Raw genomic sequence first — 22,041 nt, 5'->3', positions numbered from 1 at the left:
CAGTGATTTGGCAAGTCTGAATATGTGCAGGGGTTACCGTAACTACCCTTATTGGAACACCTATATAGTAAATCCAGTGATCAGGTAACCCTGTTCGAGCTGGTATTTCAGAGTATCTTCCGAACTGCTGCCCTGCAACCAGTCAACACCCGAGAGTTCAATAGTGTTGCTCCATTGATGGGCTGTTGCACTGGCAATATTCAGGTTAGTGCTACTGCCATTGGCGCTCAGCTCCATGTAATCATAAGGTTGGGCGCTGGCTTCTGCAGGCAGAAAATCTGTGATATCAATAACGTCCTCTGCATCGTGAAAATTGAGTATTCGATCATAAGCGGGTGTTGCTACACTGCCAGCGTCTTCTTTCAGCCAGTAGAGCGTGTCTATCGCATGACTGCTTGGGCTCAGCTCCAAAATATCGTTGCCAGGCCCACCTCTAAGCTCACTGCCTTCGTTATTGGCATACAGGTGATCATCTCCTGCACCGGCATTCACAATGCCATCGCCTTTCAGTTCAGCAGCTGGTGGTGCATACAGGGTGTCTTTTCCTTCGTGGCCAAACTGATGGGAGACGATCAGCTGACCCTGTTCAAACAGCGAGCTTAATCGTTCTGCGGGATCCATTGCGCTTCCACCCGGCAATAGCGTTTCCAGTGGTATGGTATCCAGTGTAATAACCTCGGATAGTGCGGTTATTCGCGCTTTTCCATCCATTTCGTCAATAGTGACCCGGTGCGCCAGATCGCTGCTGGACCACACATCGTCAAGATTCAGAAGCTTGCTCAAATCAATCACATCCACGCCGGGTTCAAAGTCCTGGATAGCAGTTGTGCCTGTATCGCCAGCTTCAAAAAGGAACGTATCACGCTGGCTATCACCTGATCCTGAGTACTCTCCCCCCCAAACCGTATTGTTTCCTGAACCGGGAAGTATCTGGTTTTCACCGCTACCTCCGGCAATAAGGTCATCCCCATTGCCTGCGGAGATCTTCGGAGCTGTTCCATCGGAAACAATAATATCGTTGTTTGGTGTGCCACTGATGTTTTGACTTCTTTCAACCACCACAACGTTCAGGGGTATGACATCACTGTTTTGGTTATCCCCATCACCGACATCTGAGATGGCCTCAACATCAAGAGTATAACTTCCAGTTTGACGATCTTTAAGATACAGATCTTGAAGTTCATTGTTGACCAGAGCAATACCTGCAGGGCTGGTGGACGGAGTACCTGTTGATGTGCCTGCATGGTTAACCAGCGATGCACTGCCAGGAAGTCCCTGGACAAGGGTATAGAGTTCAGTGTCGACCAGGTTGTTGACAGTCACAGCCGGATTGATGACTGAGGCCTGGATGAAGATAGGGACTGGTGTTTCTACGGTGGTAATGATGTTTTTGCGATCAATCTGCAGCGAGGGTTTGTCGGACTTTGGTGCAATGGAGATTGTGCTATCCATAATAACTTCAGGACCATAGGCCGTTGTCAGTCCATCGGTTTTATCCACAGACCGGACAGCTAAAGACATCAGCAGCGTTCCATGACCATCACCCGGGTTAAATTCCAGGTTGGGCAATGTGGTATCCGCTGTTTCTATGGTTGCGGTGTAACCACCTGAAGCATTGGGTGAGAACGTTGCTGGTGTGATGCCTGGAATGATAAGGCTGGGTTTGATGGCCTCTGGTTCTGGAGGTATCAGTGTGGTAGCGCTGCCCGGTAAAATCGTGAACGCTACCTGAAGACCTTCCGGATGGTCATGGCTGTCTGAATAAGTGTCTGTGGTTTTGGCATTCAGATGAAAAACGATGGGAATGTTTTCATCACCCGTCAGAGCCTTGGGAATTTGATCCAGTGTGATTGGGTCACCCACAGGCTGTACCATAATCTGAAATGCTTGCTCATCACTGCAAACCGTACTCAAGCTCTGTTCGTGGCTGTGACTGTTCAAGGTCAGTTCAACAACACCACTGAAGTCTTTTACCGGCCTGAATGACAGTGGCTGTATATGGCCGGTGTTATCCATCAAATGTTCTGGAATCTGCCACTTTCCATTGCCGTTAAAGGGCAGGGGCTTTCCATAACTGTCCTTGATCACCGAACCATCAGGGACGCCGGAGAGCACAACAGAGATGACCTCAGAGCCATCATTATCGTTCAGTGCAGCAATCAGCCCGGTGATAGAGATATCTGAGTCTTCATAACCTTCCTGATTGGGTGCAGTCAGAGTGGCACAGTGGTTGACCGGTTTGACAATCAGGTCGATTGATTTGGTAAATACTTTTCTGTCGGTATCTCCCGTTCCCAGAGCGGTATCCAGTACTTCCACCTCAAGTGGCAGAGGATAGGTTCCGGCGGGCAGTCCCGGCCCGGGAGTAAAGGTGAAGCTGGCTATCCGTTGCTCAAACTGCGCTTCTGTTTCGGATACTTGCCGATAGACCGAGTTGTCTGGTTGAAGTCCATTACCACTGATGACGATATTTTCGGGTGGTTTAAAAACAACTCTTTCGATGGTTTCCGAGCCATCAATATCGGTGGTTCTTAATTGCAGATGCATGAGCTCGGGATGATCCGCATCCTTCCACTCATCGGCTTCGGCAGCCGGTTCTGTCCAGGCTCTCAAGTCATATACCGAATCCTCTGGTGGTTCATCCGGTGAGTTTTCCACAACCGGAAGTACTCTGAATGAGATCTTGTAGTCAGTTTTGCTGGTCTGGTCGGAATCGATGTTTCTCTTTAATATGTGATAGGTGATGCTGTCCTCTCCGGAAAAGTCCCTGGGTGGGCGGAATTGAAGGTTGCCGAAATCTCCCGGTTTCGTGATGTATTCGGTGACCTCGCCATCGTTATTCCAGTACACCGTTGTGAAACCCTTAAGACTCCATCCGTGAAGATCAGCCACCGTTATGCGGAATGTGGTTTCTTCCTCGGTCGAGGTATGGGTCTGATCCAGGTTGATGCAATGGTCTGGAATGGAGAAGTAGTAATCCTCTTTTCCTTCTACCTGTTCTGAGCAGACAACGATGTTTTCCGGTGTTGTTGGTTCACTCGGACCGCCAGTATTCTCTTCAACAATGACCTGCATCCGGGCATATCGGGCTTCTTCGTCCCCAATGTCTTCAACAATGACTTTTGTATGAATAAAATAAGTGCCCTTCTCGGTAAAATGGACCGATACGCCATCGAGTCCACCACTTTGGATCAGCCACTCATCATTATCAAAGATCAGCTCCTGTCCTCCAGAGGTTTGAAGATGCCAGCCTCCTGTTACCTTATTTCCCGCTGTATCATAAACAGCGATCTCATATTGAGGTCGTTTGTCGTCTTTTATCCACTCACTGCCATCCTTATCGGTGGAGGCAAGATGTAATGTTTCCAGTGAAAAGTCATTTCCTGTAAAAGGCCCGGGATTATCGATGGTAACCTGGGTATTTTCATCCGGATTCAGCGGTGTAGCTGGTGGCTGTTCACCATCAACTTCACCCCGCCAGTCAATATGTCCACTGACGGTTACCTCTTTTTTTGCCGTTAACCCATTCTGCTGATCCGTTATTTCTACAGTAAAACTGAAGTCGGTGCTCTGGCTGGTGGGTGTTGGATAATCATTGTCAATGGTTCCATCGGAATGGATAGGCACAATGCGGATATTCCCTTCAGCAAGCGTCCTCTTCAGTACTTCCAGGCCACCCAGGTGTTCAGCCAGCGACCCACACTGGTTGGCCATTAATGCGCCATTTACCATCAGTTGGAAGCCATCAGGCAAATTGAACCCGGTGATATCGGTAATGGACTCACTGCCATCACTGTCGCCCAGGGTGAACCCGGTAAGGGCAAGTGGTGCACCACCCGAGAGAAATTTACCGGCTCGGTTCAGTTCAACTTCATTACCCTGGATGGGCTCGATGGATTGATCCCGGGTATCCACCACCGGTTCAAAAATGGCGCGAAGTTGATAGTCAAAAATGGCATAGGCTCCGTCCAGTTCTGTGACCAGAACCTTCATGGGTACCAATACCTCACCGGCGTAGTCCAACGGTGGTTTCAGCAGATATTTACCAGAAATAAGATCGACTGGCGTTATCTGGTACAGCGGTTTTCCATTGACAACATAAGCGATGGGAGGCTGTCTCCCATGGTTATCTTCCAGGCGAAACCGGCTGTCTTCCAAGGCCACAACCGAGTTAAGACTTTCGGAGCCATCGATATCCGTTGAGTGAAGATCAAACACCAGTGGCAATCGCAGGTCTTCTTTGCCATGGCCTATTAACTCATAGGCATTATCCGGATTCACGGTCCAGGTATCGTTAGGCGTCACTTCTGGAATATCTGGAACCCCTTTGATGCTTATTTGAATAAACCGGTCTGGTGATAGGGCTTCTTCTTTTCCAGGTGCCGGTGCGACACCACCCTGGGTAGACTCTCGACTGATGGCGTTTATCTGCAAACGAACATCATCAAAGTTTGCCGAACTTCGATTTTTTCCGGGTTGATAATAGAGATGGTCAATATCTGGACCCGTCGCTTCAAAACTATTCGATGAGCCGGGTAATATTTCTGTCCAGGTGCTTCCCTGCTGAACCCACAGCTGGCCTAAATCTTCTCCAGGCTTAATCAATGGTGTAACTTTCAGGAAGAGGCTCTCAGACCCATCGGTATCCACAAGGGCAGCCTTGATGTGACTGCCAATGGCAATGCGCTCATCTTCATTTCCCGTTATCTTAACCGTATCAGGATCTGCACCGGCAGGCATAACCACCAGTGTGGGAGGATCTGCTACAGGCTGAATATTAACGACAATGGTCGCTGGTGATTGTACGGTTTCAACCGCAAAATAACCCTGTTCGGTGGCGATGGCATCAACCATTATTTCCAGCTTGCCACTCCAGTGTTCATCAGACTGAACAACCAGCTGCCCAAACTGTTCTGGTGTCAGCGTGGTTCCAGCACTAATTTCCCTTCCATGACAAAACAGTTTCATGTTGTCTGGTAAATGCGTTATCTCGTATGAGAGAACTTCTGATCCATCCTTATCCTTGAGTTCTGCTTTTATACTGTTGCCCAGGGGAATGTATTGATCCTCCTCTCCGGTAACCACCGGTATCTGTTCCGGCCAGATGGGGGGATCAGCAATGCCTTTAACATGAATAACCACCGGAGAACTGAGGTCTTGATTGGGGCCCGGGGTCTTGGTGATATGAGCCTTCAGGTTGAGGGTTATCTGGTGATCAGCGAAGGTATAGTCAGAGGCGTCTTCAGCAGGGATATAGCCTAGGTTTCTGCTGGTGTAGATTCTGTCGCCATTGACATCCTTGACTTCCAGGCTGTCTGGAGGGATCAGTACTTCACCGGCATTGTCAGTGACAGGAAGCCCATTCAGTGTCAGGGTTCCTCCCTGAAGATCACTGACGTCAATGGATAGTTTGCTGATGGTTTCGTGACGGTCTATATCGCCAAGATTCAGCTGAAAGAGGAAAGGTATAGGTTCCAGTGGATCCTCAAGACCTTCTCCATTTTTGATATTCTCAAACCGAACCTGCTGATCAGCGATCGTAATGGTAAACGGCGCGCTATCGGTATCACCATCCCCATCTATGATGACTGCGTTTAGAGTAGCGGTAATGTTTTCCCCCTGACTGTGATCAATGTGGGGCAGGGCTTGCAGAGACCATTCCCCATCAAAATGGAGTGAAAGCTCTCCAATATCTGTGTCCACAGATATACTTCGGCTCCATCCAAGTGGAAAAATATTGTTGTTATATTCCACTGCATGGATATGAGCCGGATCGGCATCCGCCTTTAGCTCGTCATAACTTAACAGGTTTCTTTCCGGTGAAGCGTCGAGGAGAGTACCCTCCTCTGCTATGGCGTAACCATTATAGAAGTGATCCGGATTGGCTTTAGGGTTGGTATCGATAACCCGGAATATCAGATCCATACTTTTGGTGACGATGTCTTTGTCACTATCTTCCAGAAGAACCGGAACGCATAATTCAATAAGGTCGTCCTGATCTCCAGGCTCCTTTGGGTGGTCAAGGTTATCCAGTTGCTCAAACAGTACCGTTGCACTGTCAGGTTTCAGGTTCTTTATGGAAAAGCGTAATACTGGATGCCCGTCCTGACGACTGATGGTTAGCTGAGCGTTTGGCGTATTGATCAGCTCAAACTTCTCCAGAGGCTGATCATCTGACTTGATGCCAGATAGGGATGCTTTGATGGTATCCAGATCAAATGTTGGTATGGGCCGGTCTGACCCCGCTGTGAAGTGAATCGTACCCTCTGAACTATTATGCTCGCCCCAGTTAATATCAATAACCTGGGGTGGGTTCACTATTTCACCGGGTACAGGCAGTGCGCCATCAAACAGTTTGAGAGTGAATTGGTCTTCTACCGTAGTGCCATCACTGTCTTTAGCCTGAATTGTTAGTGTTATGGGGATTAAATCTTTGTTCTCACCGGTAGCAGTCAGGTGATCAAGATAGTGATACCAGGTAACCTGAAGCCGGGTTGTCCCTGTTGTGCTTGGATCAATGACTATGGGGGAACCATCGGGAGGGATCGGTGACAGTGTGAAGATTTTCGTATGCTGGATCCCGGAATCCATTGACCAGGCTTCCCAGGAGCCATCCGGCCCGGGAAAATACTTCAGTGGTTTACCATCAGCCTTGAGCTGCTGCCCATTATTCTCTATCGCATAATCTTGTGCATTGGTCGGAGGCTTCAGGAAATAGACTTCTTGTACAGCATCCGTGCCAGCATCAATACTGATCTGGCTGTATTCATTTACAGAAGCACCCTGGTAGAGAGGCTCAATCAGCCCCATATCATCCAGGGCGATATCAATACTGAGGTTATCGTCTCTATCAATGACGTTGACGATCAGGTTGCGCTTAGTGATATCGCCATCATAATCCTGAACTTCAGTAAGTACCTTCAAAGGCCAGGTTCCTTTGTCCTGGTCCATGGCCTGCTTGAGCGTCACCCGGTAAAAAAGCGTTGTGATGTGCTCTGGGCTGGGTTCATTTGTCAGCTCAATGGTTAAGACTTCCTGGTCGGGCACATTTTCTTCAAAAATATGTATTTCTCTGCCGGTGACTGTGTATTCCAGAGAGTGACCATTTGAATAAAGTTTCTCAAGGCCAGGCTGTGCTGAGCTGAACTGCCAACTTGATGGAACAATTGTGTCAGACGATGGACTGGTAATCATTTCCCCGGTACGGCTGACGGGAAAATTCACCTCTTCCAACCTTACGGTGGCTATATGGGCAAGAAATGGTGGGGAGCCGTCAATAATGGTAGCGGTGAATGTGCCTTCCTTCAGGGCAGGCGTTCCATCATGATCACTGAAGGAGTAAGGAAGTTTTAAGGTGATTTCATGATCGGTGATAGTGATCAACTCTGAGCCTGTGATTTTATTGATATGATCCAGAGGTTGAAAGAGTTCGCTCTTGATTTGCACCTGCAGGTCTTTACCAACTGGAGATACTGAGGCGATTTTAAAATCCAGCACAGGAACAGGTGGCTGACCCGGAGGGCTAACTATGCCTCTAAGTACATGGTTCTCACGTTGAAAGATTACTGGAAGCCCGGTAGAGGTGATCAGATTGTCGAGAGCTCCATCAGGAAAGTCAAAGTGAAGGCTACCTGGAGCAACGGGATCTGAGCCATCCGCTTTCAGGGTATATATGCCAGTTGTCTTGTATTCAGGGTAATACGGAGGGTGGCTGAGGTTGGCTTCAGTAATGATCAGGGTGGCATTTTTGCCTCCAGATGGGGCTGCTCCATCCAGAATATCGATGACGGCTGTGGCTTTAGCCGTATCACCGCTGCTGTCCTTTACAGAATAATCAAATCTAAACTGAATTGGATCAGGGTTATTTTTCAGGGAGTCATGTGCACTGAATACATAATCACCATTTGTTTGAACGATCAGACTGCCAAGAGGCGTGTCAATGGCTGTGGAGGGTAAAAAACTGACTGTGAACTGATCATTGATATGGCGGGTCAGAAAGACGGAGTCATCAACGGTGACCTGAGTAACTTCAACCGCATCCATACAGAGCTGGTCGTTGGCCAGTAAATTACCGGTAATCGTTTCTCCTTCTATGACTTCAGCATAATCATCGTGAAGTGTAATACCACCATCAATAATGGTCAGGGAAACACGGTGCGTTACGGTATTGATATCATGATCACTGGCCGTAATGGTGAGAGGAAGGCTGGCAGGCTCAGAGCCAGAAACATCAAAAGAGTTGAGTTGTTCTACATTGAGCGTCGCAGCCAGATTGCCTTCAGAGGTTGTGCTGATATTGATAAGGCTGATCTTGAAAACAGGAGATCCATCAATTGTTGAAAGTGTTAGGGATTGAACTGCTGAGTCAGGGTGCAGGTTATCAAGATCCAGGGGAATGCCATGACTGTTTGGATTTTTTTTATCTAATGCTGCTTTGAGCTGCTCACTGGTAGCTGTCAGGTCAAACTTCAGCATTTCGGGGGGGACAGGATCAGATCCCTTAATAAGCAATAGCTGGCCATTGTCTGGAACTGGCTTTGGCTGGTCACACTCCTGATCTATGGCCATCTCACTGACGGAATCACCACTGAAAGACAGAGGGGGTCCATCTGCAACGGCAAAGGTGATGTGTGCATCACTGCTGTCGCCATCAAAGTCCGTCAGGGCAAAGGTAAACGTATCCTCTAGAGACGCTCCCTGCGTGTGAATAAGGTCAATGTTGGCCTGATACGTCCATGTCCCATCGGGTTTGACATAGAGTTTTCCATAACTGCCATCAAATGCGTTATAGCCTGAAAGCTTGCCATTATGCACTTCATTAGCGGTATCCAGTGCAATTCGGTTGATATGCGATAATTGACCGCCATCTACTCCAGTATCCTGCTCATGAAATAGTTTTCCACCACTGTCCTGCCAGCTTCTTTCTTCGCCTTCCTTTAAATCCACTGTTTCATGGTCGATGGCCTCGGGGATATCATCTTCGACCGTAATGTGAACTCCGGCCTTTGAGTGGTGAAAGCGGGAAAAGGTCGGGGAATAACGACTTTTCTGGTAAGGGATATCAATCTCAATGGTATTGTTGCCAGCACCAGCAGGGTGTTTCAAAGGGGTGTAGAGGGTTAATTCAGAAAGTCCATTCCCTGTCTCTGGTACCGAGAATGCCAAGGCAGTTTTGAAATCGCTGTTGATTTCATAAACGGCTTTCAGTTCCTGCGGTGAATCCAGCTGCCAGTGAATGGGAAAAATATGCCCGGAGTGAATAATTGACAGGTTGTCAGGAAGATCAGAGAGAAAGCCAGGCTCAATCGATAAGCGGGTCTCCTGGTCTGAAATGGGATCAATCGATACGTTGGAGCCAAGACTCTCTTTTTCGGTCAGCGTTACGGGTAACGGATTTCCCAGAGTCACTACATGGTCACTGGCCAGATTGCATGCCCGATCACGAACAATGGCGGTTACATGGTAAGGTGTGCCGGGGGTTATGGGCGTGGGAGGAAGGTTGGTGCTCCACAGATTGTCATGCACAACCGGTTTCGCTGTGAAAAGGGAGGAAAAATCAGAAGCATCGACATTAACCACCTTACCATTGGCGACGCCACCGGTTTCACCGGAAATTTTTGGTTCAAATTGTATTTGTTGAAAGGTATCCAGGTCATTGACCCACACTTTGGTATAGGTATCGATGGTGACTTCCAGACTGCTGGATGCTTTATTGCCTGCAATGTCCGTGGCGGATGCTGTCAGGTTATGTACCCCATCCTTAAGAGGGTTAAGAATTCTGGTAGACCACTGACCGCTGTCATTAACCTTAATACCTTCAGCTACTATATTACCATCGTCGTAAAGGGAAATAGATGCTCCGGATTCACCAGTACCCTGAATTAACGGTGTCGTGTCATTGGTCACATTATCCTGATCATCGTCACAGGAATCACTTTCCGGAGCGAGATCTATGGTGACCTCTGTCACTGTATCCAGCAGGAAAGTTGATATGTCCTCGGCATAATTACCGGCAAGATCAACGGTTTCAGCTTTGATGGTGACAGTGCCATCAATCAATCCATATCCTTCGGCTCCAAGCTTTTCAACGGGTGTTTTCCAGTTCAGTGCATCAGGGGAAACAATGGTATTCAGTTCAAAGCTATGCCTTTGGCTATCGGTCAATGTCAAAGTAACCGGTTGTCCCGCCTCCACATGATAAACGAACCCACTTATTTCAAATGCCAGAGACTCTTCATGATTAATGATATTGTCAGCAGTAATGGGTTCTTTGATCGTGATAACTGCCCGGTCATCCATATATTGCCGTTCTTCCGGGGTTAGCCATCGTTGTTCAGTATTTTGTGAACGGTTGTCGCTTTCTGTTGTGAAACCGGCTGTTGGTATAACCTGAAGTGGAATAAGCTCCAGAGTCCATGGTTCTTTCAGGCCATTAAGTGCAAGGTCATCCGATTGGTTAGTATCCTGAAGTGGTGAATCTATACTGGTAATCGAAGCCTCCGATCCTCCTGTAAGAACTTCGTCAGCATCGGAACCAGAAATACTCTCTACAGGGGTAAGCTCGATATGAGTGTCGTCATCAAGCTCAAGTCGATCTCCGGCACTGAGTTGCTCCCCCTCCAATAAAGGGCGCTGTGTACCATCGGGTAATAATTTCCAAGCCTCTCCAGCAATAATGGTGACAATACTATTGCTATCCAGTTGAATGATTTTTTTCATGGCCTCCACCAATCACTGAAAAACAGGTTGAGGAAATGTTTGAGCAGACCATTTCTTGATTAGACGGTTTTGTTCGTTAATGACCAGAGCGGTTACTCTTCGGTTTGCCTGGTTGGCTTGAGGTGTATTGCCTGACTTTATTAGATTTTGTTCACCTTTCCAGCGAATTTTGATTTGGTCAGTACTCAGTCCAAAGTTTTGGATTAACTGCTGTTGGACATGTTCTGCACGCCTCTGTGAAAGCTTCAGATTGTAGTCATCAGAAGCGGGTTGACTGGCATATCCGGTGAGTATGATCGTGCTCTGGGGGTTATCTATAACTACAGTGGCAATTTCTTGCAGAACCTTTTGAGCCTTAGGGCCTGAGAGAGATGATGAATCCCTGGAAAAAAAGATCGTCTGTGCATACTGGCTCAGGACTGCTTCCCATTGCGGGCAGCCGACACTATTAACTGATGCACCCACAGGTGTATTTAAACAGTGATCCCTCTCGTTAATTACACCATCAAGATCATCATCGTGTATATCGAGCGTTTGCTGATGATACGACATGATTCCGGTTTTTTGGCTCATGCAACCGTTCATCAAAACCGGTATTAGCACTGATAGAATCAGGTTGCGTAAGGAGCTGAGACTGCTCATCAAACATGTTCTCCCTGTGAGCCTGTATATGAGATTTCCGCCCGTGACTGTGCCCTGAATAACTCTCTGGAGACCAGTCTGTTGGTAGCGTCAGTCTGAATGAATCAAGGAGCCGGCCGGTTATGTGGAGAAGCCGGTAGCATGAATCCAGCTGTATAGCCCATGCCCGGTTCCATGCCAGCTCAGCTTCAAGGCTTTCATTCTCTGCATTCAATACATCCAGTAATGACCGTTCTCCCAGGACAAATTGTCTTCGGTAAGCGGATACCGTATCCAGACTGTAGGTGACGTGCTTCTGCAATTGAGGGATTTGTTTGTTGAGCTGAGTATGGGCTTCCCATGCGAGACGGGCTTCTTCCTGGGTGTCCAGCAATGCCTGATGGTATATATCCTTCGCTTCGTTCCAACGGCTTAGAGAGGCCTTCATCCGGCCAGAGTCAGCACCGCCATTAAACAGGTTGTAACGGGCATGGAACATGAGGTTGTAATCATCATCACGCCCGATTACTCCATTCATGTTGTAGTTCCATGATCGGGTTGCCTCAAAGGAGATCTCTGGGTAGAAGCGTCCCTTGCTGGCCTGGTACTCACTCTCTGCCGCGTTATTGTCCTGAAGTGCAGATTTGAGTAAAGGATAGTTTTTGCCAGCCAGTAATATTGTCTGCTCCATCGTTTCTGGCAGTAAGTCAAAATCAGGTACAGGTTCGTGCAGAGAATGGGTTGGAGCCCCAACCAGCCTCATTAACTGGAAACGGGCATCCTGCAAATTGTTTTCAGCGGAAATAGTATTGGACTGAGCCCTTGCCAGTCTTCCACTGACAAGGCTGAGGTCTGCAGTGCTCTGCACACCGGACTCAGAACGCTTAAATATGTTGTAGTAGATATCCTGATGAATCTTCAGGTTTTGCTCGGACATGGTCAGTGCCCTTTCCATCATAATTACCGCCAGATAGGTCTGGGCGACTTTTAGAGCCATTTCAGAAGCTGTCGTTATCAAGCGGTACTGTTCAGAGCGTGTTGTCGCTTCAGATCTTTTACTGTCGTGTACTGTTGAAAAGCCGGCAAAAAGCACCTGGCGAAGTGCAATGGAAGACTCATACCGATGAAGGCGGTCACTACTGTTAGGCCCACCGGCACGGGTTGTGGGGTTGGAGGACCATTCATAACCGGAGCCTCCCTGTACGTTCAGTGTTGGCAGGAATCCTGATTTGGCAATGCCCTCCTCATAAATGCGGGTCTGCACTTTTTGAATGGCCTGATGCACCTTCGGGTTCGTCATCAATGCAGTAGATACGGCTTCTTCCAGACTTTGAGCATTTACTGTTGAGATGGTGGATGCAACCATCAGGGCAGGCAGCCAGAATCGAAGATGATGAATACAGGAAAGACGCTTCATAATCATAAAAGTGTCGAAAATGTTCTGGGGGTGATCTTTCCCGCAATGGGGGCAGTGATATTCAGGTAAACAATGTGAGCTATCTGAGAATTAAAATTGAAAAGAACCAGTGATAAAAAGTCTGACTAAGAATAGATGATTTTTTTGTGCTTGGCTGAGAATGGCGGGAGAGGCATTTCTACTCTAGGCTCTGTTCTTGCTATGACAGAACCTGTCTTTCTATGGAGTTGCAATGGCTCAAAGCCCTTTACTGACCAGCTTGATCTGGATTGCCAGGTTTCATGGGATCAGAGTCATTGCAGAAAGTGTACTGACGGGGTTGCCCGTTAAACCAAGTGAGTTTTCCGATGAGTATCTGGAACGAGCTGCTGGGCGCGCGGGGCTTGCCATGTTCACCAGACCTCTTGCATCTCATGAATCACTGGAAGAAAACTGCCCCCCATCGTGCCTTCCCTGTATTGTCTGGTTTGAACAGTCACCCATCGTTGTTGTAGAGATCACCAAAGAGTATGTCGAGCTTCGGCAACCGAAATTTGGGATGGTTACTGAGCGTTTACCTCCTGACGAATTTCTTCAGAGTATTGAAAATAGAATTGTTTTTTTCAGTCGGGCAAGGGTTGAGGATGATCGTGATCCGGGCTATCCACCCGACTGGCGAGATCATTGGTTCTGGGGCTCGTTACTGGAAGGGCGACGTATTTATCGGGAAGTATTGTTAGCGTCCCTGCTCATCAATGTTTTTGCTCTGGCGGTGCCTCTGTTTGTTCGCCTGATCTATGACCGGGTGATTCCAGGTATGGCACTTACCACCCTGAATGCGCTGACCACAGGTGTGGTTGTTGTAATCTCTTTCGAACTGGTCTGTCGACAGTTACGCACCCGATTTATTGATATAGCTGCAAAAAAGTCCGACTTGCTGATGTCCAGTCAGCTATTTGCCAAAATTATGGGAATCCGAATGTTGTTCATTCCTGCTGCCGTTGGCTCATTTGCGCGGCAAGTTCAGGACTTTGAGGCTATTCGGGAGTTTATGACCTCGACCACGCTAACAGCCATGGTTGATTTACCATTTGCCATTCTGTTCCTGATCGTTATAGGGCTTATGGGAGGTCAGCTGGTATGGATTCCCATACTGGTTATTATTGTTATGTCGTTTATCAGTGCCGCTGTCCAACCCCTGCTCCGTCAGAGCATAGAAGAGAGTGAGCGACTCTCTGCACGCAAGCATGGGGATCTGGTGGAAAGCATTACTGGGCTTGAAAGCCTGCGGCTTGCTGGTGCTCAGAGCCGCTTCCAGCGACGCTGGGAGCAGGCTACAGGCCACATGGCGACCTGGGGACTAAAAACCCGTTCAATTACCGGTAATGTCACCGCGGTAGCAACCTGGCTTCAGCAACTGGCAACCGTGGGTATTGTTTATTTCGGCGTGATCTTCATCAGCTCTGCCAGAATGAACATGGGTGCATTGATAGCTATTATGATGCTTTCTGGCAGGGCGATAGCGCCTTTTATGCAACTGGCACTGTTGGGTACGCGATATTACCAGGCTCGCAGTGCTTTTATGGTGATAAACCAGTTAATGGGTGCACCTGAAGAGCAGAGTAAGCAAACGACCTATCGCAGGATAAAAAAATTTCACGGGAATCTCGAGTTAAGGCAGTTGTCGTTTTCTTACCCTGATAGTGCCATTCCTGCTCTTTCTGATGTATCTATGTCCATTAACAGTGGTGAGAAGATTGCTGTGGTGGGTCGTTCTGGCTCGGGGAAATCAACACTTGCCCGTATTCTGGCGGCACTCTACCAACCCGACCAGGGGCAGGTATTTCTGGATAGTATTCCCCAGGAGGATATTCATCCGGCAACCTTGAGGGCAAAAATCGGCTTTTTGGCACAGGACCCCTGGTTATTTCATGGGTCAGTCATGGATAATATCACGATGGGAGCTTCCAGTTTCTCCGAGGTAGATCTGCTGACTACCGCCAGAGACTGTGGTGTGACCCTCTTCACTGGCGACTCTCTGGCTGCATTGGAATACCCGGTGGGCGAAGGTGGACGACAACTCTCTGGTGGTCAACGGCGAGCCGTTGCATTGGCTCGTGCCATGCTATCCAAACCAGACATCCTGATCCTTGATGAGCCCTCTGCCCATATGGATAGCCTGATGGATGCCCGTGTTCAGAAGACTCTCAAGAGTTTACCGGAAAGTGTTACTCTGATAATCATCACTCATAGAAGCAGCCTGTTATCCGCAGTTGGCCGTGTCATTGTACTGGATGGAGGAAAGCTGGTATCCGATCAGCCTGTTCTTGTCAGAGAACATCCGGCATGAGAGCTAAATCGTGGCCGGAATGGTTGCGGTTAACCGCTAATAATCGGCAGCAGGCTCAACTGATGGACATTACTGTCACTTCACGCTGGTTTATCTGGGTGATGGTGGTTTTTGTTGCGTCATTACTTGTCTGGAGCTGTGTGGCCATGATGGATGAGACCGTCACAGGCCATGGACGCATTATCCCTTCCAGCAGAGTTCAAGAGGTTCAGAGCCTGGATGGTGGAACTCTGAAATCGGTGCATGCCAGGGAAGGTGAGTTTGTGCATGCCGGGGACTTACTCTTGCAGATTGATGAAACACGCTATCAATCTTCTTTTCGGGTGAATGAGTCCGAACTGGAAAGTTTGCAGGGTTCTGTGTCTAGGCTTGAGTCAGAGTTATCCGCATTGTCAGGGTTGCAGAATGGCTTATGGGCTATTGATGATCAAAGTGAGATCCATTTTCCTGAAGAGTATCAGAAGCAATTCCCTGAACAGGTGCTTCAGCAAAAAGCATTGAAGAATGAACGAATGGCGGCACTGAAGAGTCAGGTTACCATTCTCGATCAGCAAGTCATCCAGAAACAGCATGAACTGAATGAGTTAAAAGAAAAAATAAAAACTCTGGCTAGAAGCTTACAGCTTGCCAATGAGGAGTTATCGCTCAAGAAGCCGCTCACTGATGATGGCGTTATTACCCGCGTAGAGATTATTAACTTGGAGCGAAAAGTAAATGAGCTTCAGGGAGATCTGACAAATGCTACATTAATGGTGACTCGTCTTGAGTCAGCTTTGGCAGAGTCAGTTGGACGTCGTAATGACCTGATCATTCGTCACAGAGCCGAACTGCAAAAAGAGTTACAGGATACAAGGGATCGGTTAGGTAAACTGTTGGAGGGGCAGACTGGTCTGGAAGACCGAGTACGAAAAGCCGCTTTGTATGCGCCTGTGGATGGCCTGATTAAAACAGTAAAGGTAAATACAGAAGGCAGCGTTATTCAACCAGGAAGTACTGTAGTTGAAATTGTTCCTGCAGAAGATCCGCTCATTTTTGAAGCACGTATTCAACCAGCAGATATTGCCTTCCTTCATTCAGGACAGTTGTCATTGATAAAGTTAAGTGCTTATGAGTTTGCTACTTTTGGTAGTTTAAAAGGACATGTTGATACGATCAGTGTCGATACATTGGATGATGAAAAAGGACTGCCTTATTACCGGGTTCGAATAGTGCTATCAGGTAATAATGGCTCCTTGCTGTTGATCCCCGGCATGACAGGGGTAACCGACATTGTTACAGGGAATAAAAGTGTACTCGAGTATTTTATAAGCCCTTTACTAAGAAATTTCAGTGTACAAAAGAAGGGTTAATGTAAGGGGGTGATTAGTTGGTGGGAAATCTTTGTTTGCTTATTAGGTAATGCTCTGGATTATGGATTCAGAAAAAAAATTGTCATTATCATTATTGTAGTCACTCTCTTCAAAAATACCGATCTGACCATCCTGAGAATACTTTAACCCAATAAGTTAAAGCAAAGTTGAGTTTATGGAATGTGAAAGCTGAAAAGCCTTAAAAGGTTTGCATTGAAAAAGGCAATGTTTCAAACGAGAGTGAAAGATTGCCCTTTATGCTGAGATACTGTCAGCATATAGCTTCTAGAATCTCAGTAGGCACGCAACTGATAGAGGTTGATAAAGAATTTCATACTATTGAGAAGAAATTATTATCAATAGAAGTTACCCTCAAAAAAATGAAGGTTTGATGTGATGATATTGGTAAAAGGTTTGTCTTTCGTGATGATCTGTCTCAAATCATCAATCCTCATGAGGCTATGAGAACAGGCAAATATCCTTTCAACCTGCTTGCACGACTTATACTTTCTCAATGATCATCTTTGTTAGAGTTCCTCTTTCTGCCTCTTCGTAGGGTGGCGATAGACAGAACGCTGGGCAAAGCATACAGCTTTTAGATGAAGTATTATCTTTAAAGAAACCATTGGCTATTGAGGGAGATATTAGCTGTGTAGGAATCATTAACCTGGAACGAAAAACCACTGAGCTTTAGGGGGGATCTGGCCAACGCTCAATTAATGGTGACTCGTCTTGAGTCAGCATTGGCAGAGTCAGTTGTGCGCCGTAATGATCTGGTCATTCGTTAGCGGGCTGAACTGAAAAAAGGGCTGCAGGATAGTCGGGATTGGTTGGGTAAATTACTGGGTGCTGGTGGGGCTGGAAGACCCGGTGCGAAAAGCCGCTTTATATGCACCGGTAGATGGCTTGATTAAAACAGTAAAGATACATAAATAAGTCAGTGTTATTCAGCCAGGAAACACGGTGGTTGAGATTGTACCAGCAGAAGAACCACTTATCCTTGAAGCACGTATTAAGCCCTCAGATATTGGCTTCCTGAGGTCAGGGCAGGCTTAATTAACGGGTTCGAGTCATTCTTCCTGATGGTATTAAATCATTACCTTTATTACTTGGTATGACGGGGGTTGTTGATGTTCTTACTGGTCAGAGAACGATTGCAGAAGTGTTGATATAACCAATGTTCAGAACCTTTCTATTCAGTCTGTGCTGTAACGCTTAGTAATGGTCTGGAGTGACTTTATCTACATTATCATAAGGGTATAGAGAGCTATATGGTGTTTAACTGGATTTTTATGCATGCAAAATTATTTTTAATGCGCTGGGGAACAATTTGGCGATAACCAAAATCTAATTTGGATTAGGGTGTCAATAATAAAAAATAGGGTTGTAGACAAACTTTGCTTTATGAGATTTTTCAGGTTGTAAAGGAATAAAAAAATGGACAGTTTATCTGGACAGTTGCCCGTTTCTCAATACGAAGCATCATCACATGATGTGACTAATCAGTCTCGAAAAGAATCAAAATCTGGTAAAAGAAAGCCTGAATATACGCATGGGCACAGATCTTTGAGCATTACTCCAGAATCTGTAGATGTTCTTACTGTAAACGTAACCCCTGATCCAGGTGAAAAGCTCCCTTCCTTGCCATTGGGAGCTCCTGCCAGAGATAGACAGGTTCGACGGCACTTTAGCCCTGAGGTATTAGCGCCAAGGAGTAAAAAGCTCCAAAGTGATGAAGAAATGTGCAGAAATGCGGATGCATTTGGGGAGCTATATGAAGAAATTACAGGTCTTATAAGAGATTATACCCGGCTATTTGAGCAAGTATCTGTTTCATGCATTGGTCTTGTCTACAAAGTTGAGCCACCAGATACCTTAACATGCTTTAAAAAGCTTCAAGGCCTAATAAGAGAGTATGAGAAAAGGTTAATTGAAAGTTTTCCCTCAATCCGTGCTCGAGGTGTTTCTGATATCAAATTCCAGGATGTCTGTAAGGAGTGGGGGTTGGCAGAGGCTTTCAGTCAGGACGTTAGGCTACTAAAAGATTTTGGAGGTAAGCAAGCGATAGAAAGATGTTATTGGCAGGGTATGAGACTATCAACATCCTTGATTGGTTTTATGTGTAAGCGAATGAAGGCAAATTTTTCTTTTTCTGAAAATATTCATGCAATGCCTAATTTGATGAGGCCAGATTTTGCCCCGCACCTCTATGTTAACTGGATACTGGATAATTTGGAGCTTTTAAAAACTTACTACCAGGTTGCATGTGCTTCAGAGAGGCTTTCGGATATTGACTCTGCACAGATTCAGTCAATATATGATGACGCCATTTTGAATGGCTCTGTCATTATGAAAGAGGTTTGTGATCTGCTTAAATTTACCCACCGGAATCGCTGCGATGTTGATTTTTTTAAACTACTCACTGCGAATGATAAGGTTTTGATTGAATGGCTTGATAGCCTTGATCTTCAGGATTTTGGTAGTGCCAGCTTTGCAAGGGAAAATTCTCGAAGATTGTTTTATACGATTATTGGCTATTGCCTTGTTGGCGACTTAAAGCAAGCATGTTTATGCTTGGAAAGGATGGTAAAAGTACTTCCATTTGGTGCTATTGAAAAAGGCGATATTTTTCTATTGGTTCTTCATCTTACTTACTTGTGCGATATTTTATTTCGGCATAATACAGAAAACCTTTCAAAAGATCTTTTACGAGTATCTGGGTTTGAAAACCTTATAATAATTGCTCAGAGAATTTGTGAGCAAGCAAATATTATTGATAAATTTGGTGGGCAAATATTGCCGGATGATTTGCATTATGATTCTGTTAAGCTGATTCAGTGTATGGGAGATACAGTCAAAGCTATTAGAAAGAGTCTGGAATTCGAAGAAAAGAAAATCAATGATGCAGTTATGGATTTGATTCATAAAGAAGAACTTGAGAAAAAAAATGAACTAGAAGCAAGGCTTAAACGGCAGAGGAAAACGGTTAAAAAGAGTGGGGCTCCTGTCAAAGAGACTGGTGTGAAAACACCTGAGGTTGATGCCACAGAAATAAAAGTCAATGAGGAAACGGAAGAGTTTTCGCTTCATCCCGATATATGTTCGGCCATTAACCTCTATTTGGCTAAGGTGCCATTTCATGAGGTAGAGCATCGCCTGGAAACTTTGTTGGCACATGGCAGTCAGTTAGAAATTGCATTGGCTCAATATGCACTGGCAGATATGCTGCGAGACAAAATTTTGAGTGCAGTTGAACACTGTGAGAGTTACTTGCCCACGATAGAAGAATTTAAGAATATGATTGTTCAGGATACGTTGCCTGTGCTGGGGCTTGACTTTCTGTTTTGTGAAGCAATGCGAGTGTATGCCCGTGCATCAGAACCTGTGAGCAGGGACTTGAATCATCTGCAATCTATAGCCAGTCAGTTTAACAGCCGGTGTTCAGATGAGGGGGAGTTACTACACGATATCGCAGATAAGATGATTGAGTTACATGATCAACTTGCTGATCTGACTACCAGGGGAGAGAAAGTCGCTGAGGATTGTAAGCTGCTGGATAAGTTATATACATTGAGGGGGGGAGTCCTTAGAAAACGGGGGCTGACTGCCTCAAAGGATACAGTCAGGGCTATCGGCCTTAAGGATGCGTCGAACTCGCTCAGAACAAATAGTGATCAAATTGAAAGGGCCTGTTCTTCTCTAAGAGCGTTGCGATCCTGGGAAGTTTGTCATCGTGCGCAACAGATTTTGGATGTTGAAGCACAGAGTTCTCTGGTATTTTCTGGAGAATCTAGCCTCAATCTTCCCTCTACGATTATAGATAATACCATGGAAGCGATGCCTTTCCGTGAGTCTCTGCATCCCGATGGACTTGAGAGTATTGGACCAAGCTCGCAACCGGTAGAAATTTCAGATGTTTCAACTGACGAAACCCTCAGTGTGAAATGGGGGGAGAGTGGATCAATTATTAATCTTCCTTCCGATCATTCAGGTCAGGGAAATGCTGAACTTGAGCAGGTAATAGCATCAATTGATTGCCAAAAGATGATACCAGACTTGTCTGTCCCTGATTTGCCTGAATTTGGTGCTATGGCTGACTCCACTGCATCAGGCAATGAACATGGTGGAATGCAGGAAAGTAGTGATCGCCACAGTCTTGTTTCAAAAAAAACTATACCCCAGCCGGTGATATGTGTGTCCGAGGGGGTTGAGTGTGAGAGCAAAGAGGGTTTGGCTTCTGGCAATACATTTGGTGTTTTTGAGAAAGGCAAATCTGATACAGCGACTATTGTTAACTTACAAAAAGGGGACGCCAACGTTGCTCAGAGGTTTCATGAACTATCACTGGATTTAATCCCCGATTTGATTAAGCAGCAGCTTGTAAAAATGTGCAAACCTGAGGAACTAAAAGCTTTTTTAGATCAAATAGATGATCTTAAGAATCTAAAGACTGATTTGCGTTTTTGGCATCCGGCCAGTGATGCGGTTGAGCATCCAGCCAAGGTATTGGCTGAAGCTTTAAAGCAGCCTGTTCTGATAGTCAGTAGAAAAGAGTCGGCAGTTTTTTATCCGGCAAATCCTGCTATGAATATTTCTGGGTCTATAGTGAGAAATGCCGAAGAGCCGCCAGCCTTTGCTGTGCAAATCAATATTGAAGATGATGACCATGACCCACAATATAGCGATGTTGATGAACTTGATAAGCCAGATTCGCCAATAATGTTTGGTCATGCACTCCCTGACTCTCTTGTGAAGGCATCTTGTCATTCATTTAAAGAAAAAGGGCTGCGCGAAAACCTGAAAGCAGAAGAAGTATCCCTTGCCGAGAAGACTACTCATGTTGCCGGAAAGGGTAAAAAAGCCAGGCAAAGACAAAAGCAAAAGAACAAAAAAGCGCTTGTTAGTAATAAGGCTAAAGAACCAGTAGGGACTGATGTAAAGCCATATGAGCTAGAATCAAAGTTTAATCGATACGTCAAAAAGTTTCTTGAGAAGGGTTGCCTGCGTTCGGGTAAACAGCTTCCTCCGTGGTTTGATGTAAGTCTATGGTTTGACCGATACAATCATCGGCAAATATTCAGTCTGGACGATATCGATGCATTCTCTTCTTTGTGGTCAAATGCCTTTGAAAGCTACGACTACAAAGACTTGAAGTTTGACTTAATGGTATATGCAGAAGCCCTTGAACTAACCATAAAGGCAGAGCTGGATCATGATGAAGTGTTTATCTTTAAACCAGGTATGACGGTAGAAAAGGTTCAGGCAGGTATGAGTTTGCATCATCCCCATATTGAGTTAGTCCGAGTTAAGCGAGAGTGGTTTGCTTCTCACAATCATTATTGGGATAGCTGCGCCTGATCCATGCACGCATATCAGGAAACATGGAAGAAAACAAAATTATATGGTTGACATCATTGATTGGTAACTATGATTATATAAAGTTAAACCTGCAATTTTCTCCCTCGGTTTTACAAACCATTAGTTCCTCAATGAACGTTGAGAAAATTCATGCAATCCTTGGTATGGATTGCCACTGGTTTCCGGCTCTCAGCCCTGCGTATGGGTTGGCAAGAGTCATAGAACAAGCAGCCTCCGGTACGGGTTGC

At 46.2% G+C, this 22,041-nt stretch carries 6 protein-coding genes; 3 read left to right on the top strand and 3 right to left on the bottom strand.

Going from position 1 to position 22,041, the window contains the following annotated elements:
• Positions 1–60: 60 nt before the first annotated feature.
• From GV64_RS18780 to GV64_RS18770, 3 genes are read right to left on the bottom strand one after another with little or no spacing between them, the layout of a single operon-like run.
• The gene (locus tag GV64_RS18780) at positions 61–10,719 is read right to left on the bottom strand and encodes an Ig-like domain-containing protein (RefSeq protein WP_020581322.1); all 10,659 of its coding nucleotides are present in this window, start codon (positions 10,717–10,719) and stop codon (positions 61–63) included.
• Between the two features lie 12 nt (positions 10,720–10,731).
• Positions 10,732–11,292 carry an OmpA family protein gene (locus tag GV64_RS18775; RefSeq protein ID WP_157236919.1) on the bottom strand — a complete coding sequence of 187 codons (561 nt, stop codon included), beginning with the start codon at positions 11,290–11,292 and terminating at the stop codon, positions 10,732–10,734.
• A complete protein-coding gene (locus tag GV64_RS18770) occupies positions 11,234–12,763 on the bottom strand; it encodes a TolC family outer membrane protein (RefSeq protein ID WP_020581320.1) in 1,530 nt (509 codons plus the stop codon). Before GV64_RS18770 ends, GV64_RS18775 begins: the two co-directional genes overlap by 59 nt.
• A gap of 226 nt (positions 12,764–12,989) precedes the next feature.
• On the opposite strand from GV64_RS18770, the gene GV64_RS18765 reads away from it, so the two are divergent.
• The 3 genes from GV64_RS18765 (at position 12,990) to GV64_RS18755 (ending at position 21,793) form a co-directional block, all read left to right on the top strand.
• Positions 12,990–15,086 (top strand): type I secretion system permease/ATPase, encoded by a 2,097-nt coding sequence (locus tag GV64_RS18765; RefSeq protein WP_020581319.1) that lies wholly within the window; start codon positions 12,990–12,992, stop codon positions 15,084–15,086.
• Positions 15,083–16,435 (top strand): HlyD family type I secretion periplasmic adaptor subunit, encoded by a 1,353-nt coding sequence (locus GV64_RS18760; protein ID WP_020581318.1) that lies wholly within the window; start codon positions 15,083–15,085, stop codon positions 16,433–16,435. The genes GV64_RS18765 and GV64_RS18760 overlap by 4 nt, the downstream gene beginning before the upstream one ends.
• Before the next feature lie 1,437 nt (positions 16,436–17,872).
• Complete coding sequence (locus GV64_RS18755) at positions 17,873–21,793, top strand: hypothetical protein (protein WP_020581316.1); 3,921 nt, start codon at positions 17,873–17,875, stop codon at positions 21,791–21,793.
• Positions 21,794–22,041: the final 248 nt, after the last annotated feature.

This window comes from Endozoicomonas elysicola, from assembly GCF_000710775.1.
Lineage (GTDB): Bacteria > Pseudomonadota > Gammaproteobacteria > Pseudomonadales > Endozoicomonadaceae > Endozoicomonas > Endozoicomonas elysicola.
Note: the sequence above shows the minus strand (reverse complement) of the source record. Positions and strands in the feature narration are given on the sequence as shown.

What these genes read in the sequence shown, in the direction of transcription:
- GV64_RS18780 (WP_020581322.1), bottom strand. Translation starts at nt 10,719, where the DNA reads ATGAAAAAAATCATTCAACTGGATAGCAATAGTATTGTCACCATTATT.
- GV64_RS18775 (WP_157236919.1), bottom strand. Translation starts at nt 11,292, where the DNA reads ATGAGCCAAAAAACCGGAATCATGTCGTATCATCAGCAAACGCTCGAT.
- GV64_RS18770 (WP_020581320.1), bottom strand. Translation starts at nt 12,763, where the DNA reads ATGATTATGAAGCGTCTTTCCTGTATTCATCATCTTCGATTCTGGCTG.
- GV64_RS18765 (WP_020581319.1), top strand. Translation starts at nt 12,990, where the DNA reads ATGGCTCAAAGCCCTTTACTGACCAGCTTGATCTGGATTGCCAGGTTT.
- GV64_RS18760 (WP_020581318.1), top strand. Translation starts at nt 15,083, where the DNA reads ATGAGAGCTAAATCGTGGCCGGAATGGTTGCGGTTAACCGCTAATAAT.
- GV64_RS18755 (WP_020581316.1), top strand. Translation starts at nt 17,873, where the DNA reads ATGGACAGTTTATCTGGACAGTTGCCCGTTTCTCAATACGAAGCATCA.